We start from the raw sequence: 26,298 nt of genomic DNA, 5'->3' as shown, positions 1-26,298 counted from the left end.
TCAAACGCTGATTGCGTTGGTGAACACCAGGCGATTGCCAAACGGATCACTGATAGTCATGTCCTGGCTGCCCCAGGGCATGGCCTGGATCTGCGGGTGAGCATAGCGGTAATCCTTGGCAAGCAGCTGCGCCTGGAACGCTTCCAGCTCATCGGTCTCGATCCGCAACGCCGAGCCGGGTGTGCAATCGCCATGATGCTCGCTCAGGTGCAACACACAGTCGCCACGGGAGACTTGCAAATACAGCGGAAAATTGTCACCGAAGCGATGCTGCCAGTCGACGGTAAAGCCCAGGAAATCGACATAGAACGCCAACGCTTTGGCTTCATCGAAGATCCTCAGGATCGGAGTGGTTTTACCGAAGCTCATGGGTTGCTCCCTGGCTGAAAATACCCAGTTTAGACGGGTGACCTTAATACTTCGGCCTTGGCCCCGGCTTCTTTAGTGTCGCAGTGCCATTATTGTGGCGTCAATTAGAGTAAATTCAGCCGCTTACAACCGTCAAACCCTGAATCCTGGGCGCAAGTCGCCGTCGCGCGGCAGAAAGTGCCCTTCCCTGCGCCCATTCGCCTGGCCCCCGCCATAACTCAAGGCACCGTTGACCCATACCCCATCGATGCCTTCGGCGGCCCGTTGCGGCTCGTTGAAGTCGGCAACGTCGCGAATGGTCTGCGGATTGAACAACACCAGGTCTGCCCAATGGCCTTCCCGGATTTCACCTCGTTCCTTCAAGCCGAATCGCGCCGCGGAAAGGCCGGTCATCTTGTGCACGGCGGTGTGCAGGGGAAAAAGCCCGACGTCACGACTGAAATGTCCCAGCACCCGTGGGAAAGCGCCCCAGAGGCGCGGATGGGGAAACGGGTCCTCAGGCAGACCGTCGGAGCCCACCATGGACAGTGGGTGGGCGAGGATCCGTCTGACGTCACCTTCGTCCATGCCGTAGTACACCGCACCGGCCGGTTGCAGGCGACGCGCCGCCTCCAGCAGCGACACATTCCACTCGCCGGCGATGTCGGCAAGGTCGCGGCCACCGACCTGCGGATGCGCTGTCGACCAGGTGATGGTGATGCGATGGGCATCGGTCACTTGCTTGAGATCCAGGGTCGAGGAACTTGCCGCGTAGGGGTAACAGTCGCAGCCGACGGGATGACCTTGCGCGGCGTTTTCCAGCGCTGCGAGCACCTGTGGGCTGCGTCCCCAATTACCGGCCCCGGCACATTTGAGGTGGGAAATGATCACGGGACTGCGGGCGTGACGGCCGATCTGGAACGCCTCATCCATGGCTTCGAGCACCGGTTCGAATTCGCTGCGCAGGTGAGTGGCGTAGATCGCGCCGAAGGCGCTCAACTCCTCGGCCAGTTGCATCACCTCGTCAGTGGAGGCTGAAAACGCGCTGGCGTAGGCCAGGCCAGTGGACAGGCCAAGGGCGCCGGCCTCCAGGCTTTCGCGCAGTTGCTGGCGCATGGCGGCGATTTCGTCCCCGGTAGCCGTGCGCAACAAATCATCCATATGGTTGCTGCGCAACGCCGTATGCCCCACCAGCGCCGCGACGTTGACGGCAGGCATGGCCGCCGCCACCGCCTGCCGATAATCAGCGAAGCGAGGGTAAGCGAACGCTTGGGCGGTGCCGAGCAGGTTCATCGGGTCCGGCGGATCGCCACGCAGGCTGACCGGTGAAGCGCTGATGCCGCAGTTACCGACGATGACCGTGGTCACGCCCTGGCTGAGTTTGGGTAACATCTGCGGTTGGCGGATCACCACGGTGTCGTCGTGGGTGTGCACATCGATGAAGCCCGGCGCCAGCACGCGGCCAGCGGCGACGACTTCTTCCACCGCCCGGGCATCGCCCAGGCTGCCGATGCGCTCGATGCGACCGGCGCGAACCGCTACATCAGCGCTGTAGCCGGGTGTGTCGCTGCCGTCGATGACCAGCGCATTGCGGATTAGCGTGTCGTACAACATCTCAGTCTCCCAGCGGCAGGTGATCGTCGCCGCCGCGGTAATCGTCCAGGGCGAGTTTGACCCGCCGCAGCCGCTCTTGATTGTCTTCGGGATGGGCCAGCGCCAGCTCGGTGGCGAGCACGTCGATGGCCAGCAGCATGCCGTAGCGCGCCGCCGTGGGTTTATAGATGAACGAGGTTTCTGCGCCTTGCAGCGGCAGCACCACATCGGCCAGTTGGGCGAGCGGTGAACCGGCGCGGGTGATGGCGAGAATCGGCGCGCCGTAGCCACGGGCCAGCTCAACCGCTCCGAGCAGCTCCGGCGTGATGCCTGTCAGCGAACACGCAATGACCAGATGCGCCTCGCTCAACGATGTGGCGGTGATGCGCATCATCACCGGGTCACGGCACGCGGCGATCGGGTAGCCAAAACGCACCAGCCGCACCTGCAGTTCTTCGCCGCACAACGCCGACCAGCCACCGAGCCCGAACGCATGGATCATCCGCGCCTTGCCGATCATTCGCACGGCATCGTCGAATCGCGACTCTTCGAACCCCGACAGGTGTTGGCGCAGGGTCGATTCGATATCGCCGACAATCTGCCCATAAAACGCCGACTGCTCGGGCGCGCCGGCCGGGTCGAGAAACCGGCTGCCGACACCACTGGCCTGGGCCAGTTGCAAGCGCAAGTCACGAAGATCACGGCAGCCGACGGTGCGGGCGAAACGCGACAGCGTGGCGCTGCTGACTTCCGCTCGCTGGGCCAGTTCATCGAGGCTGGCGGAGGCGGCAAATCCTACGTCGTCGAGCATCAGCCGGGCGATGCGTCCTTCGCCGGCGCTGAAGGAGTCCTGGCGGGAGCGGATCTGGTAAAGGATGTCCATGACGGCTCCTGTGGGTTGTGCTGCGTCAAAGCAACTGTGCAAGCCCGAGGGTCAGGCCGAACGCGACCACGGAAATCAGCGTCTCGAGCACGGTCCAGGTCTTGAAGGTTTGCGTGACGGTCATATTGAAGTATTCCTTGATCAGCCAGAAGCCGCCGTCGTTGACGTGGGAAAAGATAACCGACCCGGCCCCGGTGGCCAGCACCAGCAGTTCGGGATGGGGATAACCCAGGCCGATCGCCACGGGCGCGACGATACCCGAAGCGGTGGTCATCGCCACCGTGGCCGAGCCCGTGGCCACGCGCATCAGGGCGGCGAACAACCAGCCCATGACCAGCGGTGACAATTGGAATTCCTGGGCCAGGCCAACAATCTGCTGCGTGACGCCGGCGTCCACCAGGATTCGATTCAAACCGCCCCCGGCGCCCACCAGCAGGGTGATGCTGGCCGTCGGGGCCAGGCATTCGTTGGTGAACTTGAGGATCGACTCGCGATTGAAGCCCTGGGCCAGGCCCAGGGTCCAGAAGCTGAGGATGGTCGCCAGCAGCAAGGCGATCACCGAGTTGCCAATGAACAGTAGGAATTGGTTGAAACCGCTGCCCGGCGTGGAGATCAGGTTGGCCCAGCCGCCGATCAGCATCAGGATGACCGGCAGCAGGATGGTCCCCAGGGTCACGCCGAAACCCGGCAGCCTGGCGCGCGGCTCGCGGTCGAGAAATTGCCGCTCCAGCGGGTTTTCGGCCGGCAACTGGATACGCGGCACGATGAATTTGGCGTACAGGGGACCGGCGATGATCGCGGTCGGAATGCCGATCAGGATCGCGTACAGCAGGGTCTGCCCCACCGAGGCCTGGAACGCCTGCACCGCCAGCATCGCCGCCGGGTGTGGCGGCACCAGCGCATGGACCACCGATAACCCGGCGACCATCGGCAGCCCCACCATCAGGATCGACACGCCCACGCGCCGGGCGATGGTGAATGCGATGGGCACCAGCAGCACGAAACCGACTTCGAAAAACAACGGCAGCCCGACCAGGAAGGCGATGCACACCATTGCCCAATGGGCGTTGCGCTCGCCGAAGCGCTCGATCAGCGTCTGCGCCATGCGCTCCGCCCCGCCGGACTCGGCCATCATCTTGCCGAGCATCGTCCCCAGCGCCACCACCAGCGCGATGTGCCCCAGCGTCTTACCCACACCCGCCTCGTATGCGCCCACCACACCGGAGGGCGGCATGCCGGCCAGCAACGCCAGGCCGATGGACACCAGCGTAATCACGATGAACGGATTGAGCCGGTAACGGGCGATCAGAACGATCAGCGCAATGATGGCGATGGCGGCGTAGACCAACAGCCAATAACCGAAAGCAGGTGCCATGCGTGACTCCTCGAATGGGGTGACGTCGATGTGTTGTGAAACTCATAAATCATTTCGACGAGCAATCTTCAAACCCATTGAAAGTAACTTTCGTACACAGACAAGAAATGTCGCTGACGGACATCGAGAAACGGTGCTGATGAAAATCCAGCAGAGGATTTTCATTGCCCTCCGTGGCGAGGGAGCTTGCTCCCGCTGGGGCACGCAGTGGCCCAGATTCCCATCAATACAAATCGACCAACGGCTGGCCGCTCCGCCCTCAATTCCGTACCATCCGCACCTGTTTTTGCATCATGCCCGGCAATCGATACTCAGCCGGTGCCCCAGTCAGGTATCCCATGAAACCAGCACGCCTTCGCGCCGACGTCCTCGCCGGCCTCACCACGTCCTTCGCCTTGCTTCCCGAGTGCATCGCCTTCGCCCTGGTGGCCCATCTCAACCCGCTGATGGGACTCTACGGCGCGTTTATCATCTGTACGCTGACGGCCCTGTTCGGCGGACGTCCGGGCATGGTGTCGGGAGCGGCGGGGTCGATGGCGGTAGTGATCGTCGCGCTGGTGGTGCAGCACGGCGTGCAGTACTTGTTGGCCACCGTGCTGCTGGGCGGGCTGATCATGATGGCGTTCGGGCTGTCGCGCCTGGGCAAACTGGTGCGCATGGTGCCGCATCCGGTGATGCTCGGCTTCGTCAACGGCCTGGCGATTGTGATTGCACTGGCTCAACTGGAACACTTCAAGAATGGCGGGGCCTGGCTCAGCGGCGCTCCGCTGTACCTGATGGCCGGCCTGGTGGCGCTGACCATGGCCATCGTCTACCTGTTGCCGCGCCTGACCCGCAGCGTGCCGCCGGCGTTGGTGGCAATCCTCGGCGTCGGCCTGGCGGTCTACCTGCTCGGCCTGCCAACCCGAACGCTGGGGGACATGGCGCACATCGCCGGCGGCTTGCCAGCCTTTGCGTGGCCGGATATTGCGTGGAACCTGAAGACCTTGCTGATCGTCGCGCCCTATGCGGTGATCATGGCCATGGTCGGCCTGCTGGAAACCCTGCTGACCTTGAACCTCACCGATGAAATCACCCAGAGCCGTGGTTACCCGGATCGCGAGTGCGTGGCGTTGGGTGCGGCCAACGTGGCCTCCGGCCTGTTCGGCGGCATGGGCGGTTGCGCCATGATCGGCCAGACGATGATCAACCTCAGCTCGGGCGGACGTGGTCGGTTGTCGGGCGTGGTGGCTGGGGTCATGGTGTTGCTGTTCGTGTTGTTCCTGTCGCCGCTGATCGAGCGCATCCCGCTCGCCGCGCTGGTGGGGGTGATGTTCGTGGTATCGCAACAGACGTTTGCCTGGGCCTCGCTGCGGGTGATCAACAAAGTCCCGAGAAACGACGTGCTGGTGATCATCGCGGTGACGGTCATCACGGTGTTCACCGACCTGGCCATCGCCGTGCTCTGCGGCATCGTCATCGCGGCGCTCAACTTCGCCTGGCAACAGGCCCGGGAGCTGTATGCCGACGCGCAACTGGAAGCCGACGGCAGCAAACTCTATCGCCTGCACGGCACGCTGTTCTTCGCCTCGACGACGCCGTTCCTCAACCTGTTCGACCCGGCCAACGACCCGGCCCAAGTGACCCTGGATTGCCGGCACTTGCGCTTCGTCGACTACTCGGCGATCGCCGCCCTCAAAACCCTGCGCGAGCGCTACAGCAAGGCCGGCAAACACCTGCGGGTATTTCACCTGTCCGAACGCTGCAAACAAATGCTCAAGCGCGCGGGCGTGCAGCACGACTAAAGATGCCGCCGGTACAAAACCTGTGGGAGCGAGCTTGCTCGCGAATGCGGCGTGTCAGGCAACATTTTAATCGACTGACATATCGCCTTCGCGAGCAGGCTCGCTCCCACAGGGTTCTGCAGTGGGCTCGGCGGCGAATTCCCGCGAAGCGTATTCGGCGAGCTTGCCCTGGATAAAGTCCAGGAAGCACTGGATTCGCAGCGCCAGTTGGGAGTTTCGGTAGTACACCGCATTGATCGGCTGACGATAGCCGCTATTGGCATCGACCAGCAGCACCTTGAGTCGACCGACTCGGATGTCTTCACGGGTCATGAAGTCCGACAGGCAGGCAATGCCCTGCGCTTGCAATGCCAGGTGGCGCACGGTCTCGCCGCTGGACGCGCTGATGGCGGGTTGGATCGGCCAGCGATCGCCGTGGAGATGACGCAGCGGCCATTGATTGAGCCCGTCATTCTGGGCGAACCCCAGCAGCGCATGGTCCGCCAGCTCGGCGACGCTTGACGGTGTGCCGTGCTGCTTCAGGTAGGCCGGGCTGGCCAGGATGTGCAACGGGCTGCAGCCCAGGGAGCGGGCGTGGAGCGTCGAGTCGGTGAGTGTTCCAATGCGGATGGCAACGTCCGTACTTTGCTCCAGCAGGTCGATGATCAAATCGTTGCTGTTCAGCTCGAGCTGGATGTCCGGGTAGAGCCTGCGGAATTCTTCGATGTGCGGGACGATGGCGTGCAGCATGAACGGCGAGGCCGCGTTGATGCGCAAACGTCCGGCGGGATTTTTCTGGCGGGACGACAGGCGCTCCTCCAGCTCATCCATCTGGTCGAGGATACCCTTGGCCTGTTCGAAAAAGTACTTGCCCTCCTCGGTCAGGTCCATGCGCCGCGTGGTGCGGTTGATCAGCGTGGTGTCGAGCTTGGCCTCCAGGCGCGACAACGTGCGACTGACCGCCGACGGTGTCTGCCCGACTTGTTCGGCGGCGGCGGAGATGGATCCGCACTCGATCACGCAGACGAAAATCTGTAGTTCGTCGGATCTGGCTTTCACGGGCGTCCTCTCTGGAAATGCAACTCAGGCAGGCCCCGATGGTAGCCGGATTACCGAGAAAGACCGAACACCTCGATCAGATGCTGCTCATACCGCGCCACATCGGTCGCGATGTCCGGCCGCTTCATCACGTCCACGCAGAGGAAGGTCGGCAGGCCGGTCATGCCCAGGAACTGGTTGGCCTTGTGAAACGGGAAGTACACCGCGTCCACGCCCTTGGCTTCGAAGAAATCGGTCGGGTCGTCGAAGGCTTGCTGCGGGGCGTTCCAAGTCAGCGACAACATGTACTGTTTGCCCTGCACCAGGCCACCGCTGCCGTACTTCTGCGAGGCATCGGAGCGGGTCCGGCCGTCGCTGGCATAGAGGCTGCCGTGGCCTTCGGTGAACACTTCGTCGATGTACTTCTTTACGGTCCACGGCGCGCCCATCCACCAGCCCGGCATCTGGTAAATGATCACGTCGGCCCAAAGGAATTTCGCCACTTCTTCCTTGATGTCGTAGCCACCGTCGATAAAGGTGGTCTTGATGTCGAAACCACCGCGGTCCAGCACGCTGGCCGCCGTGTCGTGAAGGGTCGCGTTATAACGACCGTCGGAATGAGCGAATTGTTTGCCACCATTGAGCAACAGGACTTTTTTCATGTGGGCCTCATCGGGTTTCCTCGGCATGGACCAAATACATGGCGCCGAATGGAAGGATTGAAAACGATGGCGGCAGAGTACCGATGAGACTCGGGCGGAATAAGCGCCACAAGTGCAAAACTGTTTTGACCCATACGCACGAATCAACGGCTTATTGTTGCCTTAGAATTTCGCGGACTTCCAATTAGCGAGATTCTCCGATGAGCCAATTGCACGGTTTTATCCTTCACGCCAAAACCCGTCCGGAAAAATCCGAAGCCTTCGAAGCGCTTTTCCGTGCCTACGTCGAGCCAAGTCGTGCCGAGCCCGGCTGCATCGAATATCACATGCTACGGGACCAGCAAGACCCTACACTGTTCATCTTCTATGAAATCTGGGCCTCCCAGGCGCACCTGGATATACATTCGAACCTGCCGCACATGAAGCAGTTTTTCGAGCAGCGCATGGATTACCTGGAACGCGATTTCGACATCCGCCGGGTCGACATGCTCAGCCCGTCCTCGGCTAGCCGCTGATCAGCAAGTGGCCGCCGAGCACACCGAGGCCGATGAAAAATACCCGTTTGAACAGCACGGCGCTGATTCGCTGGCGTAGCCACTGCCCCAGCCACATCCCCAGCAGCGCCGGGACCAGCGCCAGCATCGAAGCACCCAGTTCGCCACCACCCAAGGCGCCGCGCCACAGCAGGCCGGCGGCCAATGCCAGGGTGGAAACAGTGAATGACAGACCCAGGGCTTGCACCAGTTCATCCTTGCTCAAGCCCAATGCCTGCAGATAGGGCACCGCCGGAATGACGAACACCCCGGTGGCGGAAGTGATGATGCCGGTGAGCAACCCGCAGAGCGGGGCAAGCCAAGGCTCTGCGTGGGCACTGACCCGTAACGTAGGCAGAAACAACCCACTCAGCGCGTACAGCAACAACGCGCCACCCAAGCCTCGTACCACCCAGGTCCCGCCCGTCATGCCGATCCACAGCGTGCCGAGTCCGGTGCCAAGGAAAATCGCCAGCAGCAGCGCCCACAAGCGCCGAACCAGTGCTTGCAGGTGACCGCCGAAGGCCAGCTGCCAGAGGTTGGTCAGGGTCGCTGGAATGATCAGCAGCGCCGCAGCCTGCGCCGGCGCCATAGCCAGACCGAGCAAGCCCATGGAGACAGTCGGCAGGCCGAGGCCTATCACGCCCTTGATGGTACCGGCCAGCACAAAGGTACCAATCACCAGCAATGTCAGCATCAGACCGAGGTTCTGATAAAAATCGATGAGTGTGTTCATGGGGCTATCGTGCGCCCGCGGCCTTGGCTTGAAAATCTGCCATATACTGATGGTGCCTCTTGCACAGCGAGAGGCTGATGATTTTGTTGATGCTACCGACGCCATCGCGAGCAGGCTCGCTCCCACAGGGGGATGCATTTCAATGTGGGAGCGAGCCTGCTCGCGATGGCGGCAAATCAGCCACCACTGAACACGGCACAGGATCCCTTCGCCATGCACTTCGACCTCACCGACCTGCGCCTCTACTTGCACATCCTCGACACCGGCAATATCACCGCCGGTGCCGCCCGCAGCCATTTATCCCTGGCGGCGGCCAGTGCACGAGTCCGTGCCATGGAATCGTCCCTGGGAACGGCGCTGCTCGAACGCGGCCGACGCGGGGTAATCCCGACGCCGGCCGGCAAGGCCCTGGCGCAGCATGCCCGGGTCCTGCTGCAACATGTCGAGCATATGCAACAGGACCTGGCCGAATACGCCCAGGGCGTCAAAGGCCGGGTAAGGTTGTTGTGCAACACCAGCGCCCTGACCGAATACCTGCCCGAGCTACTAGCCGGTTTCTTGAAGGCCCACCCCAACCTGGACATCGATCAGCAGGAATTGCCCAGCTCACGAATCACCCATGCGCTGCGCGAGGGCGCGGCGGACCTTGGGATCGTTTCCGACGCGGTGGACACCGACAGCCTTCAGACCTGGCCCTTTCGCGACGACCCACTGGTACTGATCCTACCCTCTGGACATCCATTGGCTGACGGCCGAACCCCAAGCTTCGGCGAGACCTTGAGCCACCACTATGTCGGCCTGAACGCCTCCAGCGCCTTGGCCATCTATCTCGAGGAACAGGCGCTGCATACCGGGATGCGCATGCAGATCCGTATTCGCGCCGACAGTTTCGACGGAGTCATTCGCATGGTCGCCCAAGGCGCAGGCATCGCCGTCGTGCCGCAAGCTGCAGTCCTGCGTCGCCCGGCCCAGGCCTCCTATCGGTACGTCCCGCTGCAAGAATCTTGGGCGCACCGGGCACTGCTGCTATGTGCGCGCAACTTCGAAGGTTTGCCCGCCTACGCCAAGGCCCTGGCCCGGCATCTGGCCGAGTGATGCGCGCTTCTGGATAGCCCAGTGTCGAGCACAGGCATCTATCCTTCGCTGCGCCGCGCTAGGGTGCCGGTTCTCTTTTGACTCTTCCGGAGCTCACATGACCGCCCCCATCACTGTCCTGCGCGACACCCATCCACTGCCTGTCCTCGACGCCTGCAAATGGGAGAAACTCGAAGGCGACCCGCACACCGTCAACCTCAACGCCTACACCAGCGAAGACGGTAGCAAGATCATGGGCACCTGGATTTGCACGCCTGGCAAATGGCGTGTGGATTATGTGAAGTGGGAATACTGCCATTTCCAGGAAGGCTACTGCGTCATAACCCCGGATGGCATGGCGCCGATCCATCTGCGTGCCGGTGATATCTTTGTCGTCGAGCCGGGAATGAAGGGCACGTGGGAAGTGGTCGAAACCGTGCGCAAATATTTCGTCTTTGCCTGAAACAAAAACCGAGAGACCACCCGACATGGTCTCTCGGAAAACAACTTTCAGGTTGCCGGACCTCGGGGATAAATCCCCTCACCACAACGGCCTGGGAACAACAAAGCCCTATTGCGGCTTGCGATAGCTGTTAACAATCGCTGAGAAATCCTTGCCGCCCTCGCCCCGCTGGCTCATCGCCTGATACAACTGCTGCGCCACCGCCCCCATCACCACCGGTTGGCGGGCCTGCCGCGCGGCTTCGGTTGCCAGCCCCAGGTCCTTGAGCATCAAGTCAGCGCCAAAGCCGCCCGTATATCCGCGGGATGCTGGCGCCGTTTCAATCACGCCCGGCCATGGGTTGTAGGTATCCGAACTCCAGCAACGGCCCGTCGAGCTGTTGATAATGCCGGCCAGCACCTGGGTGTCGATCCCCAAGGCATCGCCCAAAGCCATCGCCTCGCTGACGCCGATCATGGAAATCCCCAGCAGCAGGTTGTTGCAGATCTTGGCGATCTGTCCGGTGCCGACTTCACCGCAATGCACGATGTTACGGCCCATCTGCGCCAACACTGGCTGCAAGGTGGCAAACAACTCAGCGGTCGCGCCAACCATGAAGGTCAGCGTGCCGGCCGCCGCACCGCCGGTGCCGCCGGAGACCGGGGCATCCGCCATCACCACGCCTTGCTTGGCCGCAGCAGCGGCGACATCACGGGCGGTCTGGGGATCGATGGTGCTGCAATCCACGGCAGGCGTGCCAGCGGCAATGCCGGCCAGCACACCGTCCTCGCCCAACCAGACGCTACGTACATGAGCAGCGGCCGGCAGCATGGTAATCACCAGAGCTGCATCCTGGGCTGCATCACGCGGCGAAGCGCTGATCGTGCCGCCCAGCGCTGCCAGTTCGGCCAGTACCGTCTGGTTCAGGTCGAACAGATTCAACGAATGGCCGGCCTTGAGCAGATTGCGCGCCATGGGAGCGCCCATATTGCCCAGGCCGATAAATGCGATCTTCATGTCCGGCTCCTTAACGCAAATTGATGGTGGTGTTCACACCGTCATTGACGCTGTCATCGTCGAACCAGCGCGTGGTAACGGTCTTGGTCTGAGTGTAGAACTGCACCACTTGTTTGCCGTAGGGACCGAGGTCGCCGAGTTTCGAACCGCGGGAACCGGTGAAGCTGAAGAACGGTACCGGCACGGGGATCGGGATGTTGATGCCCACCTGGCCGACGTCGATTTCGCTCTGGAATTTACGCGCCGCCGCGCCGCTCTGGGTGAACAGGCCGGTGCCATTGCCAAACGGGTTGGCGTTGACCAGGGCAATTGCCTGGTCGAGCGTGTCGACTTCCAACACCACCAGCACCGGGCCGAAGATTTCTTCGGTGTAGATACGCATGTCGGTGGTCACACCGGAAAACAAAGTCGGGCCGACAAAGTTGCCCTGCTCGAAACCCGACACGCTGATGCCACGGCCATCAAGCTCCAGCTTCGCGCCTTCCTTCACGCCACTTTCGATCAATTCCAGGATTCGCGCCTTGGCCCGCTTGGAGATCACCGGGCCGACGTCCGTGCCCGGCTCGCTGCCGGCGTTGACCTTGAGCTTTTGTGCCAAGGCCTTCAGTTCCGGCAACCACTGCTTGGCCGCGCCGACCATCACCACCACCGAGGTGGCCATGCAGCGCTGGCCCGCCGCGCCGAATCCGGCACCGACCAAGGCGTTGAGGGTCTGCTCGCGATTGGCATCGGGCAACACCACCGCGTGGTTCTTGGCGCCCATCATTGACTGCACGCGCTTGCCATGACGGCCCGCCAAGTCATACACGTGGGTGCCGACTGCCGTCGAACCGACGAAGGAAACTGCCTTGATGTCCTTGTGGGTGCAGAGCGCATCCACCACATCCTTGCCGCCATGCACCACGTTGAGCACGCCCGCCGGCACGCCCGCCTCGACGGCCAGCTCCACCAACAGCATGGTCGACAGCGGATCCTGTTCCGACGGCTTGAGCACGAAAGTGTTGCCGCAGGCGATCGCCATCGGGAACATCCACAGCGGAATCATCGCCGGGAAGTTGAACGGAGTAATGCCCGCACACACACCAATCGGCTGGCGCAGCGTGTAGGTGTCCACGCCACCGGCAACGTTCTCGGCAAACTCGCCCATTTGCAGGGTGCCGATGGAGCAGGCGTGCTCGACCACTTCCAGGCCGCGGAAAATATCGCCCTCGGCGTCCGCGATGGTTTTGCCCTGCTCGGCGCTGAGCACCGCGGCAATACGCTTGGAGTGTTCGCGAATCAAGGCCTGGAGCTTGAGCATGATGCGCATCCGCGCGCCGATGGGCGTCAACTTCCAAGTCTGGAAAGCCCGCTGGGCCGCGGCAATGGCGGCATCGACTTCAGAAGCCGTGGCAAACGGAACCCTCGCCAATACTTGCTGGGTGGCCGGGTTGACGATGTCGTGCCATTCACTGGACTGGGATTCAACCCACTCGCCATTGATCAACAGTTTGACGGTTTGCAGGGCTGTATCGCTGGGCGTAAGGGAAATGTTCATGCTGGCCTCCGGGCTTGTTCTTATAAGAGAGCGCTGTTTCAGCACTGGCCAAGGTAATAGACACCTTGGTGATAGGACGATTTTTGGAGTATAGATGTGCAAACATCTAATAAGAACGCACATAAAAGCCGGTCCATCATGCAAAAAAACATTACCTCCCTGGGGTCGCTGAATTGGGACGACCTCAAGTTTTTCCTCGAAGTGGCCCGTACCCGCAAGGCCAGCACGGCAGCCAAGCGCCTGGCAGTCGACTACACCACGGTGTCGCGACGTATCAGCTCGCTGGAAACGTCCTTGGGCACGCTGCTGTTCGAAAAATCCCGGACCAACGGCTTTATCCTGACGGCTGAAGGCCAGCGGCTGATGGGCTATGCCGAATCCATCGAAAGCACCCTGCACATGGCCTGCGAACAGGTTTCCGGCTCCGGCGTCGCACTGTCCGGCCACGTGCGCATGGGCTGCACCGAAGGCTTTGGCAGTTTTTTCATCACCCCCCAACTGAGCCACTTCGTCGAAGCCTACCCCGCCATCTCGGTGGACATCCTGCCCCTGCCGCACTTCATCAGCCTCTCCAAGCGCGAGGCCGACATCGTCATCGCCCTCGAGCGCCCCGAACATGGGCCCTATGTGTGCTGCAAACTGTGTGATTACCGACTGCAGCTCTACGCCACCCAGCAATACCTGGACAACCACCCGCCTATCCAGCGGTCGGCCGACTTGAACAAGCACTCATTCATCAGCTACGTGGATGACCTGGCGTTCAGTTCCGAGTTGCTCTACCTGGCCAACGTCCTGCCGGGCGCCCATGCCCACTTGCGCAGCACCAGCGTCATCGCCCAGTTCGTTGCCGCCCAGCAAGGGCGCTCGCTGGCAATCCTGCCGTGCTTCCTCGCCGCTCAAGACCCACGCCTGCTGCCAGTGTTGCCGGAGGAAATCACCATCACCCGGCAGTTCTGGATGTACTGCCGTGAGGATTTGAGGAAGCTCAAGCGGATTACTTTGTTGTGGGATTACATCAGGGAGGTGACTGAACAGAACCAGCCACTGCTGATGGGGGAAAGCCGCGAAATCGTGTTCGCCGATTAATCGGCGATGACCACGATGGCGACACGGCGGTTTTCGGTGCGGCCGCTGGCGGTGTCGTTTGAGGCGACAGGGTTGGTGCTGCCCAGGCCGCGCAGTTGGACGTTCTCTTCACGCATGCCAATGCTTGTCAGTACCTTGCCCACGCTGTTGGCACGGCGTATCGACAGCTTTTCGTTATAGGCCGGGGAGCCTGATGCGTCAGTATGACCATCGACGCGTACCCGCTCGATTCCCGCCCCCAGCAGCGCTTTGCCGATCCGCTCGACAATTTCGGTGCTGGGCGGGTTGAGGTTTTCCACGTCGCTGCCGAACAGGACCTTGCCCGACAGACCGAAGGCCCAGCCTTCGTCAGTCAGTTGAAATCCTTGCTGCTTGAGCACCGCTACTTGGGCTGGGGTCAGTCCTTTTTGCGGTGCAGTCTGGCAACCCGTCAGGGCCAGGATAGCGACAAACAAAAAACCCGCGACCCAGCGCAGGGAACGTTGAGGGGATAAACGCACGGATCAACTCCTTGATTGAAGATCAGCGACAGGGTCATCCGACCCCGCCGTATGCTGGCCGCCTCGGGCGAGACGCTTGGCCTGGTACATCGCCGCATCGGCGGCATTGAGCAAGGCGCCCGGAGTGGCGCCATGCTCGGGGTAAATGGCAATGCCGACACTGAGGGAAGTCAGTACCGAGGCATTGCCGGGCAATTGAATCGGCATTTCCATGCTGGCGATGATTTTTTCGGCGATCCGCTCAGCATCCTCAGCCTTATGCAGGGGCGAGAGCAGTACGGCGAACTCATCACCGCCCAGGCGCGCCACTAAATCATCTTCACGCAACTGGGCACGGACCCGTGTCGCCACGGCGGTCAGTACCGCGTCCCCGGCGGCGTGGCCGAAATTATCATTGATGCCCTTGAAGCGATCGCTGTCCAGGTACAACACCGCCACTTGCTCATCGAGCTTGCTGGCGTTGCGCAAGGCGCGGATCAACCGCCCTTCGAAAAACGCCCGGTTCGGCAAGCCGGTCAGGCTGTCGTGGCTGGCCTGGTGCGCCAGGGTTTCGTTTTCGCTTTGCAGGTGGGTTTGCCAGGACTCCAGCTCATCGAGCAAGGCGTTGAAGTCATTGGCCAGGTTGTCCAGTTCGGCAATGGCCGCCGGTGGCACGCGCCGGTCCAAGGCTCGTTCGCTGCGTGCCGCGTGCGCCACTTCGGCCAGGCTGCGCAGCGGCCCGGTGATGGCTCGCAGCTGACGGCGCGCCAGGTAAAGCGCCACCCAGGCGCTCACTGCCGTGCATAAAATAATGCCCGCCAGGCCGCTCAACAAAAAGCGCAACAAGCTGCCGCCATGCCCCGCCAACTGTATACGGCCGATGTTCTGCCCTTGGTGAACGATCGGCAGGCTAATGGGCTTTTCCAGGAACGCCTTGGCGATGTGCATTTCCAGTTCCGACAGCAAACCGGTATCCGGCCGCTGCCAGCGCGCCAGCAGCCGACCGTGCTCGTTGAACACCTGGGCATCGGCGACTTCTTCGGTAGAGGCAATCAGGGCCAGTGCTTCGGTGGCCGCTGCGGAATCGTCGAACACCACGGCCGCCTCTACCGTGTAATTGATCGAGCGGGCAATCAAGTGCAGGTTGTGGTCGGCGTAGACGCGCAGCGCCAGGACGCCGAGCAAAGTCAGGGAAACGCTGGCCATGGTGATGGCCACCAGGGCGACGATCAGATGACCGCGACCGATGACCGAACCCAGGGTGGGACGGACCCGAGATTTTCCCAGGCTCATGGTGCTGCCGGCCTGCGGCGGGAGAGTTGCAAGACGCTCGGGTGGATGCGCACGCCACTGCGCGCCACCGAGTCGAGGTTGACCTCGAATGACACCTGTTCATCGCCGACCCGCAGGCAGAACAAGCTACCCACTGTGCACTGGTCACCGCCTTCGCTGATGCTCAGCACCGGCTTGCCGATCAGGGACGCAAACAGGCGGGTACGTTCGTCGCTGGTCAGCCTGCCGATATAAACCGCGTTGCACTCATTGGCGAGGTCGGGGTGATCAGCCAGCAACCGTTGCACGTTCACCGGCCGCCCGGTGGGCTGAGTCGTGCCCTTGACCAGATCGTCGGTGTACTGGGTCGGGCCGACGATGCACAGTTGCAGTTGTGTTGGCTCGACAGGCCAACGGGCGTAGCTGAGGATGCCCAATACCACTTGGGTCACGGCTTCGGCGCGCTGCTCCGCCTGGGTCGTGGAGCCTTCTCCCTGGGCGATGCCGACGGACGACAGGAGACACAGGAAGCCGGCAAGCAGAAACTGCTCCCAGCCCTTGCTGCGCACTGCCTCCCGTACAGCCACTGCCATGGAAATCTCTTGGTCGATGCGATAAGTGCCGGAACGATAGCACAGTGCCAAAAAGCCAGCGAGACAGCGTGTTACATAGACTTGCGGGCGATACAGACAAAGTTGCCACCAGGGCCGTCCATCACCGAACCCGAGGGATGGAGTCCGCCAGCTCAAGCTCGAGCATCAGCCCGCTCAAGCGTTTGACCTTGCGCCGCACTGCCTCTTCAAAGACACCCGCTCGTGGCTCGATCAGGCTGAACCACTGCTTGCCCCGGGTGATGGCGGTGTAGACCAGCTCCTTGGTCAATACAGGATTCAACGCATCCGGGAGAATCAACGCCGTGTGGGTGAATTCCGAACCTTGGGATTTATGCACCGTCATGGCATACACGGTTTCCACGTCGTTCAGGCGGCTGGGCAGGACAAAGCGCACACCGCCCTGGCCGTCATTACGAGGAAAGGCAACCCGCAGGACCTGCTTGCCGGCATCCGGCCCGTCACGCTCGGGTAACTTGAGGGCAATGCCGATGTCGCCGTTCATCAACCCCAACCCGTAGTCGTTGCGAGTCATCAGCACCGGACGCCCTTCGTACCACTGATGATCGCTATCGATCAGACGAGCCTTGAGCAGCGCGGCGGTGATTCGTTGGTTCAGCCCTTCGACACCCCACGGGCCTTTGCGCACCGCGCAGAGCAACTGGAACTCATCGAATGCCGACAAGACCTCCCGAGCCCAATCGGCCCAACAGCTGTCTTGCAACGGACGTGCAATGTCCGGGCGATGCTCTCGCAGAACACTCAAGTAGTGCCGATACCCCTGTGGTCCCTCTGGCTTGCCTTCCAGCAGCAAACGCTCCAAGTTCCCGTCTTGTTCACCCTTTAGCGCCAGGGAAAACAAATCGGCATGTTGACCGCCCTTCAGCAATTGGCGAGCGCGCTCCGGTTGTTGTTGATTGACCCAGCGGGCCAACTGACCAATACCGCTGCCTTCGCCGAAACGCCGTGAATGCCTGAGCATGACCACTTGCTGTGCCAAAGGATGGGTCCCGTCGAGATCTTGCTGCAGATCGTTGGCCGCCAGGTTTTCGCCACTGACCGATTCAAGCCAGGCGCGAGTCTGGGCGTTGTACCAGCCGTCTTCTGCGTCTCGGCACAAATCCCCCAGCACCGCACCGGCCTCCACCGACGCCAACTGATCCTTGTCTCCCAGCAACACCAGTCGCGCATGCGCCGGCAGCGCATCCAGCAGATTGGCCATCATCTCCAGATCGATCATGGACGCTTCATCGACCACCAGCACATCCAGCGGCAATCGATTGCCCCGGTGGTGGCGAAAATGCCGGGTGCCGGGTCGACTGCCGAGCAAGCGATGGACTGTGGTCACATCGCAAGGGATGCGTTCACGCACCGCGTCGTCCACGTCCAAGCTCCTGACCTGTTGGCTGATGGACTCGGTCAAGCGCGCCGCCGCCTTGCCGGTGGGGGCAGCCAGGCGAATTCGCAACGGTTGGCCGGCTTCGACGGCCGGTGCCTGCAGCAAGGCCAGCAAGCGCACCACTGTGGTGGTCTTGCCGGTGCCCGGGCCGCCGGTGACGATGCTGAAAGCCCTCCGGGTCGCCAGGGCGCAGGCCAGTTTCTGCCAGTCCACAGGAGCTTCGGCACGGGCGGGCCCGAACAACCCGTCCAGTCGCTCGCGCAGGTCGCCGGGCGCGGTTTCATCTTCAGCAAGCCGTTGACGCAGCGCTTCATCGATCCGCCGTTCATAGCTCCAGTAACGACGCAGGTAAAGACGCTTGCCGGAAAGCACCAGCGGACGCTGCTGCGCTTCTTCGCTTTCATCGACAGCCAGGCCCACCAGCGGGCTGGAAGCCAGGATCTTGCACCAATGGCCACCGTCCAGCGTGCGAAGTATTTGCGATGGCAGCAGCATCGCACCGTGCAACAGGTCACCTTCGGGCGGCAGCGACAGGGCGAAGTCCGGTTCCTTGAGGGTTTCGAACAAGTCCAGGCAGACATGCCCATGGCCCAACTGATGGCTGGTGAGCGCAGCGGCAAGCAGGACCAACGGATCATCGTCAGGCGCCAACTCATGGAGGAACGCGACGAATGCCTTATCCAGGGCACGCAGCCAGCCGCGCTCGACCCAACGCGTCAGCAATAGCAGCAGGTCATCTGCACGGCTCAAGGGCGCGAGGGCGACCAGGCTCTCATCGTCGGAAGATTTGGGCAGCAGATCGGCAAACGAACGGCTCATAGCAATTCTCCCTGGACCCACGCCGGCTCAGCCTTGGGCTCGGGCGCCCCCTGGAACAGACGGTCCAGTTGTTCGATCAACGCCCGTGGCGGCTTGGTGAAATACACGCCTTGGCTGGCTGAGCGAGTACCGCGGAGAAACAGGTACAACGCGCCGCCAACATGCCGATCGTAGTCGTAGTCGGGAAGCCGTGCCTTGAGCTGGCGATGCAGGGCCAGCAGGTACAACACGTATTGCAGGTCGTAGCGATTGTCCAGGATCGACTTTTCCATGGCTTGTGCGGTGTACGCCAGGTCATCGACACCCAGCCAGTTGGATTTGTAATCGGCGACGTAATAGCGGCCGTCGTGTTCGAACGTCAAGTCGATAAACCCTTTGAACATGCCGTTGAGCAACACCGGTTCGGCGGCGACGCGGGCGACACCACCATGGGTGAACCGGCATACCAGTTGATCGAGCTTGAGCACATCAACCTTGTGGCTGGCGAACCAGAACTCCATTTCGATCTGGAACTGAGTCAACTGCTCGAATACCACCGGCGCCTGGTCGGTGCCGATGTGCAAGGGCGTCTTGACCAGGTGTTGCAGCCAGTCGCTTAACGTAGGGATCCAACCTTGCCATCCCCTGCGATTGCAGCGTCGGGCAATGGCATCCTCAATCTCCGACGGCGCAGCTGCGAAGCCTTCACCGGCGGCCCACTCCAGCAGGCCGTGAAGGAACGTCCCGGGATTGGGACCGCGAGGAAAACGATGGATATCGCCACCGACTGCCATGAGCTCCCTAGGCGCATCCGGATCGAGCCGCTCGTCGTCGAACAGTTTCTGGGCCTGCGGATTCTCTGGTGCGGCGTCGCTGCCTTCGCTCAGGCTCTCCCCGATGCGCAAAGCGCTATAGGACGCAATCCACCAGTTTTCACTGGCCTTTCGCACGGGCACTCGGGGCTCGAGCAATACCGCGTCGTTACGTGGAGGGTGGTAACGCTCATCGGTGGCTTCGGGCATTTCCTGGCAACTCACCGCGGCACAGCCCTGCTGCAAGTCTTCCAGCCAGCGCCTCAGCTCGGTCGATTCGGTCAACGGCGCACCGCCGCCCAACAGATACCCCAACGCGGACAGGTGCAGGATCGAACTGCTGTTGCTGCCCCGCTTGAGATCAGCCACACCCAGCCAGCAAGCATGCTGTGCACGGGTCAGCGCCACGTAGAGCAGCCGCAGGTCCTCGGCCAGGCGCTCGGCGTCGGCCTTGGCAATCAGCTCGGCGGTGGGCTTGAGGCTGATCTGTGTCCTGCCGGCTTCATCGTGATAATGCAAAGGCAATCGACTGCCATCCACCGGCTTCGACGAACAGATGAAGGGCAGGAAGACCAACGGATATTCAAGCCCCTTGGACTTGTGGATCGTGACGACCTTGACCAGTTGTTCATCGCTTTCCAGTCGCAGGATCTGCTCTTCGCCCGCTTGCCCCGAAAGGGCCAGATGCTCGGACAAATGCCGGATCAAGGCTTGTTCGCCGTCCAGCTCCCCGGCAGCCTGCTGCAACAGTTCGCAAAGATGCAGCAAGTTGGTCAGCACCCGCTCGCCATCGCTGCGCGCCATTAAAGCCTGGGGCAATTCGAAATCATGCAGCAGGCGCCGCAACATGGGTAGCACCCCCTGGGTGCGCCAGACGGTGCGATAACGACGAAACTGCATGACCCGGGCTTCCCAGGCCAGCTCATCCTGATTGAGACGCTCCAGCTCCTTCAGTGGCAGGTTCAACGTGATGCTGGCCAGCGCGGCTCGCAGCGGCCGTTCAACATCCGGCTCCGCGCAAGCCCGTAACCACGTCAGCAAGTCACGCGCTTCCTGCGAAGCAAAGACCGAGTCTTTATCGGATAGATAGACACTGCGCACTCCCCGTGCGGACATCTCGTCTCGCACGGCCTGCGCCTCTTTACCGTCGCGCACCAGGACGGCGATGTCCGCCGGGCGCAATCCGCGCAGTGCCTGTGCGTCGCTGATGAAGCCGTCGCGACCCGACTGGCCGCCATTGAGTAACGCCGTGATCTCGCTGGCGCAGGCAGCCGCCAGGTTTTGCCGATACACCGCACCGGAAAGCGGTTGATCGGATGACAAGTGCCAAAGGTTCAATGCCGCAACCGCCTGTCCTGCAACCTGCAAGGACTCCTTGCGTCCCTGGGACTCAACGGGCAAAAACGGCACCGGATTTTCGCCCGACGGTTCACGGAACAGAAAGGCCCCGCGCCCCTGCGGGCGAGACTCGGCGTTCTGGAAAATATGATTGACCGCGCCGACCATGGCATCGCTGGAACGGAAGTTCGTGCCCAGGGTGTGCAAGCGGCCTTCAGTGGCTTCACGAGCGCGCAGATAGGTATAGATGTCGGCGCCGCGGAACGCGTAGATCGCCTGCTTCGGATCGCCGATCAGGAATAATCCGGTGTCCGGGTTGTTCTCTTCGATACGGTAGATGCTTTCGAAAATCCGGTATTGAACCGGATCGGTGTCCTGGAACTCATCGATCAGCGCCACTGGAAACTGTTCGCGGATCAGGCTCGCCAGGCGCTCTCCCCCCTCGGCCTGCAAAGCCGCGTCCAGGCGCAGGAGCATGTCATCGAAGCCCATTTCCGCCCGACGACGCTTTTCCGCCTCGAATCGTGCGCCAACCCATTGCGCGGCATGTTGCAGCACTGCGGCATCAGGCGTGGGCAGCGCGTCCAGGCTGGCCTTGAGACCGGACATGGCGTCCAGGCCTGGATGGCTGGGCACTTCGCCTTTCCAGGCTTCAGCCATGCCATCGGGAGTCAGGCGAGTGAAGCCGGTGCCGATGTCCAACAACTCGAGGCTTTCGTCTTCCACCCATGCGGTGATTTTCTGAAACCACGGTTCGAAGTAGCGAGCCTGCATCTTGCGCCCGTCGACAGACTTGTTCGCCACGCCTTGCTGGCAAATCTCCAGCAACTCCACGGCCCATTGCCGCCACGGTGCCTTGAGATCGAGCAGCGCGGCACTGCGCTCCTGCAGGGATGCCGCGATGAGTTCAGCGGGCTCAAGCCCGTCACCGTCATCGCGCTCACTGGAAAACAATCCTCTCACCCGGGGCAACAGCGCAGCGGGGCCTCCCCAATGGGTACGTACCCAGTTCAGAGCCTCGCCCTGCATCGAGTAGCAAAACAACCGCCAATAATCGCGCAGCACCTCGCCGAGCAACTCGCTGTGATCGGTTTCCAGGGTCTGGGTGAACAGGCTACCGCTGTCGAACGCGTGTTCGCGCAACATGCGCTGGCACCAACTGTGGATGGTCGACACGGCAGCTTCGTCCATCCACTGCGCGGCAATATCCAACCGGTTCGCGCAGCCAGGCCATTGCTCAGCCTCGAACTCGTCGCGCAGCTCTGCAATTAACGAATCCGGAGCGAGAATCTCATCGCGAAAGAAACGTGCCGCCTCGGCGAGACGGGTGCGAATGCGTTCGCGCAACTCTTTGGTGGCAGCGTCCGTAAAGGTCACCACCAGGATTTGCGGAGGAAGCAACTCGCGACCGAACCCAGACGCCGGGCCGCCATGGCCCAGGACCAGACGCAGGTACAACGCCGAGATGGTAAAGGTCTTGCCGGTGCCTGCACTGGCCTCGATCAGTTGACTGCCACGTAGCGGAAAAGCCAGGGCCAATGGGGTCTGTCGACTCATGAGCGTGGCTCCTCGCCGACAGATGAATGCCATGGGGCTTCGAGCAGCGGACGGTAAAGCGCATTGCACCAGTCGGGGAACGTCTCGTCGGCCGTCAGGGCATCGAAGTCGGAAAACTGTCGAGCCAAGGCCGGGCTTTCCCGACGCTCACCTTCAGTGTTCTGCCCGTCACCTTCGTAAGCTTTTCGAGCAGCCGCATCGGCTTTGGCCGGATCATGCTGGCCAAGCCAGGCAAACGCAGTCTTCACCGCTACCGGCAGCGGTTGACGCATGCCGGTCTGCCAGGCTTGCAACAAATCACCGAGCAGCCTTTGTGCGACCGACTGTTCAAAAGGAGCCAGCAGCAAGCTGTCATCACTGGCTACCAGCGCCGTGGTCATCGACAGGCCATTGGCGCAGGCCACCAGGTGATTGACCCAGGGCCGTATCAAACGATGCCATTTACGGGTCTTGGCGGAACCGATGCTGTTGGGGATGGCGGTAACGGCAAGGACTGCGCCGTCAGCGCGTCGATGTAAGCCGCTGAGCCATCCTTCGACATTCACACCGTGTAATTGCAAATTGACAGGCACGGCGCTGGCCAGCGGTGTGGGCCATAACGCCAGGAGCTGTTGGTAACGCTGGAGCAGGTCCGGCAAGGGCTCGATCAATTCACGTTGCATGCACTCACCGAAGCCGGCCATTGGTAGCAGGCCACTGTTCTGGAGTCGCTTGGCGTGGGCGGCCAGGGCGAGGTCCGACTGGTCAAGGCGAACCAGGGCGGCCTCAAGAAGACTGTCGCTCAGGCTGTAACGCTCAAGCGCATCGAGAACGAACGGCTCATCGTCAGCCAGGGGTGCTTCGATTGCCTCGAAGAATATCTTGAGTCGCTGGCTGAAAAAGTGGCGTACCGGATTGCGCAGGAAATCCTGCAACTGACCGAGCCCCAAGGGCTCCTCCTGAACGTAGGGCTCCAGGACCTGCGCCTTGGGGGGCCGGTCCTGAGTATCGTGGAGTATCCGCCACTCGCTGGCATAGCTGAACAAGTCATCGCCCTGATGAAAATAGCGCGCGCTGAACGGCTGCAAAGGATGTTCTTGGGTGAGGGCTTCGAGAAGGTCCTTGCCGCCATCCTCCATTCGCCACCCACTGGCGAGATGATCGCGCAGTTGGCCAATCAATACCGAGGCCGGCCGGTCACTGTTGTCGCGAATGCTACGACCCACCCAACTGATGTAAAGCTTTTCCCGGGCTGACAGCAGCGCTTCCAACAGCAGATACCGGTCATCTTCACGCCGGGACCGATCACCCGGACGATAGTCGCTGCCCATGAGATCGAAATCCAGAGGTGGCTGGGCTCGCGGGTAATCTCCGTCATTCATACCCAGCAGGCACACCAGCTTGAAAGGGATCGCGCGCATCGGCATCAAAGTACAAAAATTGACGGCACCTGCCAGGAAGCGCTGGGACAGGCGGCCTTGATCCAGCCCAGCCAACCAAGCCTCACGCACCACCGTCAGTGGCAGTTCATCGTGCAGGCCAACCGACTCACAGATCTGCAGCCAGGACTCTCGCAGATCTTCGAGTTGGGCCAGCAGATAGTCGTCGTGCTCGTTGCTAGCCTGGAAAAACAGCTGCATCAGTTGCTGCAGACGCGCGCCCCAGTCCTGTGGTGTCGCCGGCCGAGTGAGCTCCTGGTGGGCAATCTCCAACGCATCCAGCAAAGCGACCAGAGGACCAATCAGGGCCGCATCCAGGCCGCCAATTTCATCATAAGGTTCGATGCCTTCGTAGGCGTGCGAACTGCCCACGGCATACCCCAGCAGCATGCGCCGCAGACCAAAGCGCCAGCTGTTCTGCTCAAGCTCTGCGGGTAAACCCAAACCAGCACGATGTTCGGCGTTCATTCCCCAGCGAATACCAGCGCCTTCGATCCAACGATGCAGTGTGGGCAGGTCGGCTTCGTCGATGCCGAACCGTTCTCGCAGCGCCGGGACATCCAGCAGATCGAGGATTTCACTGACCGGAAAGCGACTGTCGGGCAGCTTGAGCAAATGCTCGACGGCAATCAGCAGCGGATCACGTCCGCGCTGGCCCTGGTCGGTCAGTGTGAACGGAATGAAGCGGGGATCAGTCCTGTCGAGCTGGCCGAACACCGCGCGAATATGCGGCGCATAACTGTCGATGTCCGGAACCATGACGATGATATCCCGAGGGCGCAGCGCCGGATCCGCACTGAAGTGGGCCAGCAACTGATCATGGAGAATCTCTACTTCACGCTGGGCGCTGTGAGCAACATGGAAACGGATCGACCCGTCTCGCGCGGTATCGACCGCAGGCCAATGCGTTCGTGTTTCGTTGAGGGGACGAAGCTCCAGGATGTCATCCTGCAACTGGCTGAGAATGGACGTGGGAGTCGCGTCGCTGAAGAGATCGATACGCCCGTCGCGAAACACCGAACGATAGCTGTTGGGGTCATCGTAGCTGTCGAGCAAGTTGATATAGTCGCGCCCCTGCTTGCCCCAGGCGGCCAGAAGCGGATGAGCATGCTGATGCAAAGTCTGCGGATCGAGCGCGACAGGCATCCCGGCCTTGCGCGCCTGACGCTTGTATTGGTGACGCAGCAGATCCTTGTCGGCCACGATGTCCGCCCAGTGGTGACGGCACGGGTTATGGACGCACAACAGAACCTGGCTGAACCGGGACAGACCGGCGAGCGCCTCGAGCGCTTGGGCGGGCAGCGAAGAAATACCGAACACGATCACCCGCGCAGGCAGGCCTTTGGGCGCGACTTCCAGGTTGTTGATGCGTTCGATGTAGCGTTGGTGTACGCCGGCACGGCTTTGGGCCATGCCTTGCTCCCCCACATCTAGCAATAAGGCGCGCCACAGTTCCGCTTGCCAGCAATTGGCCGGTGCGAGCGGTTTTATTTCGCCTCGGACATTCCGTGTTTGATGTCGACCTTCAGCCCAGTCTTCAAGCCAGTCAGCCCGGTACACTTGGTATTGGTCGAACAGATCGGCAAGGCGTTCGGACAATTGATAGCGCTTGCGCAAGTCTGTGTCATGAGTGAGAAATCGCCGCAAAGGCTCGAAATGAGGCTGCTCGATCAATTGGGGCAGGAGGCGCATCAGCCGCCAAGTCAGCGGGGCTTTATCCAGCAGGGATTTGGCCGGGATTTCGTCGCGGCCCAGCACGGTTCGATAGAGTTGCCACATGAAGCTGCCAGGTAGCTGCACGTCAATGGCTGCGGCGATACCGCAGCCGCCGCTATCGTCTTCTTCCGGATCTTCAGCAAGGGCTAGCTTGAGCCATTGTGCAATACCGTTGCTCTGGACCAGGGCGATTTCATTCTCAAGAGGTGCCAGCGGATAGCGCCGCATCAAGCTGATCACCAGGCTGCGCAATTCATCAAGGCGATTCCCGTGAACCACCATGAAAGCTGGGCTAAGGGACGTTGCGTCCGGCATGAAGGGCATCCTTGAAAATGCAAAAGCTAGGGCAGAACCTTAGCACTGTCGGGGGGCTGTGACAGCCGGGACCTTTCCGTACCTATCGTAAGAACTTTCCTGCGGGCAAAACAAAACCCCTACCTGCGTCAGCAGATAGGGGTTTCGGAATTTAATCTTGACGATGACCTACTCTCACATGGGGAAACCCCACACTACCATCGGCGATGCATCGTTTCACTGCTGAGTTCGGGATGGGATCAGGTGGTTCCAATGCTCTATGGTCGTCAAGAAATTCGGTAGCCAGCGCGTGCCTTGCGGTCACGTTCCAGCGAATGGGTATGTGATAGGTTTCGGTGTTTTGTGACGTTCGAACTTTCGGTTCGTTTCGTCTTCACACACCGCAATCTGGTGCTCGTTCGCTTTTCAGCTCGAAGCAAGCAAATTGCTTGGGTGTTATATGGTCAAGCCTCACGGGCAATTAGTACAGGTTAGCTCAACGCCTCACAGCGCTTAC

Annotated in this window: 20 protein-coding genes and 1 rRNA gene; 5 read left to right on the top strand and 16 right to left on the bottom strand. The window is 61.4% G+C overall.

Going from position 1 to position 26,298, the window contains the following annotated elements; all coding sequences use genetic code 11:
* The 4 genes from AD663_RS03175 to AD663_RS03160 all read right to left on the bottom strand — a co-directional run bounded on the left by AD663_RS03175 (nucleotide 1) and on the right by AD663_RS03160 (nucleotide 4,199).
* Nucleotides 1-369, bottom strand: a complete 369-nt coding sequence (locus AD663_RS03175; RefSeq protein ID WP_003177766.1) for a glyoxalase superfamily protein — start codon at nucleotides 367-369, stop codon at nucleotides 1-3.
* Between the two features lie 132 nt (nucleotides 370-501).
* The gene (locus AD663_RS03170) at nucleotides 502-1,962 is read right to left on the bottom strand and encodes an amidohydrolase family protein (protein ID WP_053213269.1); all 1,461 of its coding nucleotides are present in this window, start codon (nucleotides 1,960-1,962) and stop codon (nucleotides 502-504) included.
* A gap of 1 nt (nucleotide 1,963) precedes the next feature.
* Nucleotides 1,964-2,824 carry a MurR/RpiR family transcriptional regulator gene (locus tag AD663_RS03165; protein ID WP_053213268.1) on the bottom strand — a complete coding sequence of 287 codons (861 nt, stop codon included), beginning with the start codon at nucleotides 2,822-2,824 and terminating at the stop codon, nucleotides 1,964-1,966.
* Between the two features lie 25 nt (nucleotides 2,825-2,849).
* On the bottom strand, nucleotides 2,850-4,199 hold the full coding sequence (locus AD663_RS03160; RefSeq protein WP_003177760.1) for a gluconate:H+ symporter: 1,350 nt from the start codon (nucleotides 4,197-4,199) through the stop codon (nucleotides 2,850-2,852).
* A gap of 338 nt (nucleotides 4,200-4,537) precedes the next feature.
* Between AD663_RS03160 and AD663_RS03155 the strand changes: the two genes are divergently transcribed.
* A complete protein-coding gene (locus AD663_RS03155) occupies nucleotides 4,538-5,983 on the top strand; it encodes a SulP family inorganic anion transporter (RefSeq protein ID WP_053213267.1) in 1,446 nt (481 codons plus the stop codon).
* Between the two features lie 66 nt (nucleotides 5,984-6,049).
* Here the strand turns inward: AD663_RS03155 and AD663_RS03150 are convergent, their stop codons facing one another.
* Together AD663_RS03150 and AD663_RS03145 are read right to left on the bottom strand one after the other, a co-directional pair.
* Nucleotides 6,050-7,021 (bottom strand): LysR family transcriptional regulator, encoded by a 972-nt coding sequence (locus AD663_RS03150; RefSeq protein ID WP_053213266.1) that lies wholly within the window; start codon nucleotides 7,019-7,021, stop codon nucleotides 6,050-6,052.
* 50 nt (nucleotides 7,022-7,071) lie between these two features.
* Entirely contained in the window at nucleotides 7,072-7,662 is a 591-nt protein-coding gene (locus AD663_RS03145) for an NAD(P)H-dependent oxidoreductase (RefSeq protein ID WP_003177754.1), read from the bottom strand.
* 200 nt (nucleotides 7,663-7,862) lie between these two features.
* Here AD663_RS03145 and AD663_RS03140 point away from each other — a divergent pair, with 200 nt between their 5' ends.
* Entirely contained in the window at nucleotides 7,863-8,177 is a 315-nt protein-coding gene (locus AD663_RS03140) for a putative quinol monooxygenase (protein WP_003177752.1), read from the top strand.
* On the opposite strand, the gene AD663_RS03135 is transcribed toward AD663_RS03140, so the two are convergent.
* Nucleotides 8,167-8,931, bottom strand: coding sequence for a sulfite exporter TauE/SafE family protein (locus tag AD663_RS03135; RefSeq protein WP_003177751.1), 765 nt, complete (start codon nucleotides 8,929-8,931; stop codon nucleotides 8,167-8,169). The genes AD663_RS03140 and AD663_RS03135 overlap by 11 nt on opposite strands.
* 213 nt (nucleotides 8,932-9,144) lie before the next feature.
* Between AD663_RS03135 and AD663_RS03130 the strand changes: the two genes are divergently transcribed.
* On the top strand, nucleotides 9,145-10,026 hold the full coding sequence (locus tag AD663_RS03130) for a LysR family transcriptional regulator (protein ID WP_003177749.1): 882 nt from the start codon (nucleotides 9,145-9,147) through the stop codon (nucleotides 10,024-10,026).
* A 97-nt stretch (nucleotides 10,027-10,123) separates the two neighbouring features.
* Nucleotides 10,124-10,468, top strand: a complete 345-nt coding sequence (locus AD663_RS03125) for a cupin domain-containing protein (protein ID WP_003177747.1) — start codon at nucleotides 10,124-10,126, stop codon at nucleotides 10,466-10,468.
* A gap of 108 nt (nucleotides 10,469-10,576) precedes the next feature.
* Here the strand turns inward: AD663_RS03125 and mmsB are convergent, their stop codons facing one another.
* Nucleotides 10,577-11,464, bottom strand: a complete 888-nt coding sequence (gene mmsB / locus AD663_RS03120; RefSeq protein WP_053213265.1) for a 3-hydroxyisobutyrate dehydrogenase — start codon at nucleotides 11,462-11,464, stop codon at nucleotides 10,577-10,579.
* A gap of 10 nt (nucleotides 11,465-11,474) precedes the next feature.
* Complete coding sequence (locus tag AD663_RS03115; RefSeq protein WP_053213264.1) at nucleotides 11,475-13,001, bottom strand: CoA-acylating methylmalonate-semialdehyde dehydrogenase; 1,527 nt, start codon at nucleotides 12,999-13,001, stop codon at nucleotides 11,475-11,477.
* A gap of 138 nt (nucleotides 13,002-13,139) precedes the next feature.
* On the opposite strand from AD663_RS03115, the gene AD663_RS03110 reads away from it, so the two are divergent.
* Nucleotides 13,140-14,087 (top strand): LysR family transcriptional regulator, encoded by a 948-nt coding sequence (locus AD663_RS03110; RefSeq protein WP_053213263.1) that lies wholly within the window; start codon nucleotides 13,140-13,142, stop codon nucleotides 14,085-14,087.
* On the opposite strand, the gene AD663_RS03105 is transcribed toward AD663_RS03110, so the two are convergent.
* From AD663_RS03105 to rrf, 7 genes are all read right to left on the bottom strand, one after another.
* The gene (locus AD663_RS03105; RefSeq protein ID WP_053213262.1) at nucleotides 14,084-14,587 is read right to left on the bottom strand and encodes an OmpA family protein; all 504 of its coding nucleotides are present in this window, start codon (nucleotides 14,585-14,587) and stop codon (nucleotides 14,084-14,086) included. The two genes, AD663_RS03110 and AD663_RS03105, sit on opposite strands and share 4 nt — an antisense overlap.
* Before the next feature lie 3 nt (nucleotides 14,588-14,590).
* A complete protein-coding gene (locus AD663_RS03100; RefSeq protein ID WP_003177738.1) occupies nucleotides 14,591-15,859 on the bottom strand; it encodes a diguanylate cyclase domain-containing protein in 1,269 nt (422 codons plus the stop codon).
* Nucleotides 15,856-16,431, bottom strand: a complete 576-nt coding sequence (locus AD663_RS03095; protein ID WP_053213261.1) for a YfiR family protein — start codon at nucleotides 16,429-16,431, stop codon at nucleotides 15,856-15,858. The genes AD663_RS03100 and AD663_RS03095 overlap by 4 nt, the downstream gene beginning before the upstream one ends.
* A gap of 121 nt (nucleotides 16,432-16,552) precedes the next feature.
* Nucleotides 16,553-18,667 carry an exodeoxyribonuclease V subunit alpha gene (gene recD, locus AD663_RS03090; RefSeq protein ID WP_053213260.1) on the bottom strand — a complete coding sequence of 705 codons (2,115 nt, stop codon included), beginning with the start codon at nucleotides 18,665-18,667 and terminating at the stop codon, nucleotides 16,553-16,555.
* A complete protein-coding gene (gene recB / locus AD663_RS03085) occupies nucleotides 18,664-22,353 on the bottom strand; it encodes an exodeoxyribonuclease V subunit beta (RefSeq protein WP_053213259.1) in 3,690 nt (1,229 codons plus the stop codon). Before recB ends, recD begins: the two co-directional genes overlap by 4 nt.
* Nucleotides 22,350-25,802 carry an exodeoxyribonuclease V subunit gamma gene (gene recC / locus AD663_RS03080; protein WP_003177732.1) on the bottom strand — a complete coding sequence of 1,151 codons (3,453 nt, stop codon included), beginning with the start codon at nucleotides 25,800-25,802 and terminating at the stop codon, nucleotides 22,350-22,352. The genes recB and recC overlap by 4 nt, the downstream gene beginning before the upstream one ends.
* Nucleotides 25,803-25,957: 155 nt before the next feature.
* A 5S ribosomal RNA gene (gene rrf, locus AD663_RS03075) occupies nucleotides 25,958-26,073 on the bottom strand.
* Between the last annotated feature and the right edge of the window lie 225 nt (nucleotides 26,074-26,298).

The organism is Pseudomonas sp. Q12-87, assembly GCF_001269755.1.
GTDB classification, from domain to species: Bacteria; Pseudomonadota; Gammaproteobacteria; order Pseudomonadales; family Pseudomonadaceae; genus Aquipseudomonas; species Aquipseudomonas fluorescens_S.
This window is presented reverse-complemented; position numbering and strand designations above follow the sequence as displayed.

What these genes read in the sequence shown, in the direction of transcription:
- AD663_RS03175 (WP_003177766.1), bottom strand. Translation starts at nt 369, where the DNA reads ATGAGCTTCGGTAAAACCACTCCGATCCTGAGGATCTTCGATGAAGCC.
- AD663_RS03170 (WP_053213269.1), bottom strand. Translation starts at nt 1,962, where the DNA reads ATGTTGTACGACACGCTAATCCGCAATGCGCTGGTCATCGACGGCAGC.
- AD663_RS03165 (WP_053213268.1), bottom strand. Translation starts at nt 2,824, where the DNA reads ATGGACATCCTTTACCAGATCCGCTCCCGCCAGGACTCCTTCAGCGCC.
- AD663_RS03160 (WP_003177760.1), bottom strand. Translation starts at nt 4,199, where the DNA reads ATGGCACCTGCTTTCGGTTATTGGCTGTTGGTCTACGCCGCCATCGCC.
- AD663_RS03155 (WP_053213267.1), top strand. Translation starts at nt 4,538, where the DNA reads ATGAAACCAGCACGCCTTCGCGCCGACGTCCTCGCCGGCCTCACCACG.
- AD663_RS03145 (WP_003177754.1), bottom strand. Translation starts at nt 7,662, where the DNA reads ATGAAAAAAGTCCTGTTGCTCAATGGTGGCAAACAATTCGCTCATTCC.
- AD663_RS03140 (WP_003177752.1), top strand. Translation starts at nt 7,863, where the DNA reads ATGAGCCAATTGCACGGTTTTATCCTTCACGCCAAAACCCGTCCGGAA.
- AD663_RS03135 (WP_003177751.1), bottom strand. Translation starts at nt 8,931, where the DNA reads ATGAACACACTCATCGATTTTTATCAGAACCTCGGTCTGATGCTGACA.
- AD663_RS03130 (WP_003177749.1), top strand. Translation starts at nt 9,145, where the DNA reads ATGCACTTCGACCTCACCGACCTGCGCCTCTACTTGCACATCCTCGAC.
- AD663_RS03125 (WP_003177747.1), top strand. Translation starts at nt 10,124, where the DNA reads ATGACCGCCCCCATCACTGTCCTGCGCGACACCCATCCACTGCCTGTC.
- mmsB (WP_053213265.1), bottom strand. Translation starts at nt 11,464, where the DNA reads ATGAAGATCGCATTTATCGGCCTGGGCAATATGGGCGCTCCCATGGCG.
- AD663_RS03115 (WP_053213264.1), bottom strand. Translation starts at nt 13,001, where the DNA reads ATGAACATTTCCCTTACGCCCAGCGATACAGCCCTGCAAACCGTCAAA.
- AD663_RS03110 (WP_053213263.1), top strand. Translation starts at nt 13,140, where the DNA reads ATGCAAAAAAACATTACCTCCCTGGGGTCGCTGAATTGGGACGACCTC.
- AD663_RS03100 (WP_003177738.1), bottom strand. Translation starts at nt 15,859, where the DNA reads ATGAGCCTGGGAAAATCTCGGGTCCGTCCCACCCTGGGTTCGGTCATC.
- AD663_RS03095 (WP_053213261.1), bottom strand. Translation starts at nt 16,431, where the DNA reads ATGGCAGTGGCTGTACGGGAGGCAGTGCGCAGCAAGGGCTGGGAGCAG.
- recD (WP_053213260.1), bottom strand. Translation starts at nt 18,667, where the DNA reads ATGAGCCGTTCGTTTGCCGATCTGCTGCCCAAATCTTCCGACGATGAG.
- recB (WP_053213259.1), bottom strand. Translation starts at nt 22,353, where the DNA reads ATGAGTCGACAGACCCCATTGGCCCTGGCTTTTCCGCTACGTGGCAGT.
- recC (WP_003177732.1), bottom strand. Translation starts at nt 25,802, where the DNA reads ATGCCGGACGCAACGTCCCTTAGCCCAGCTTTCATGGTGGTTCACGGG.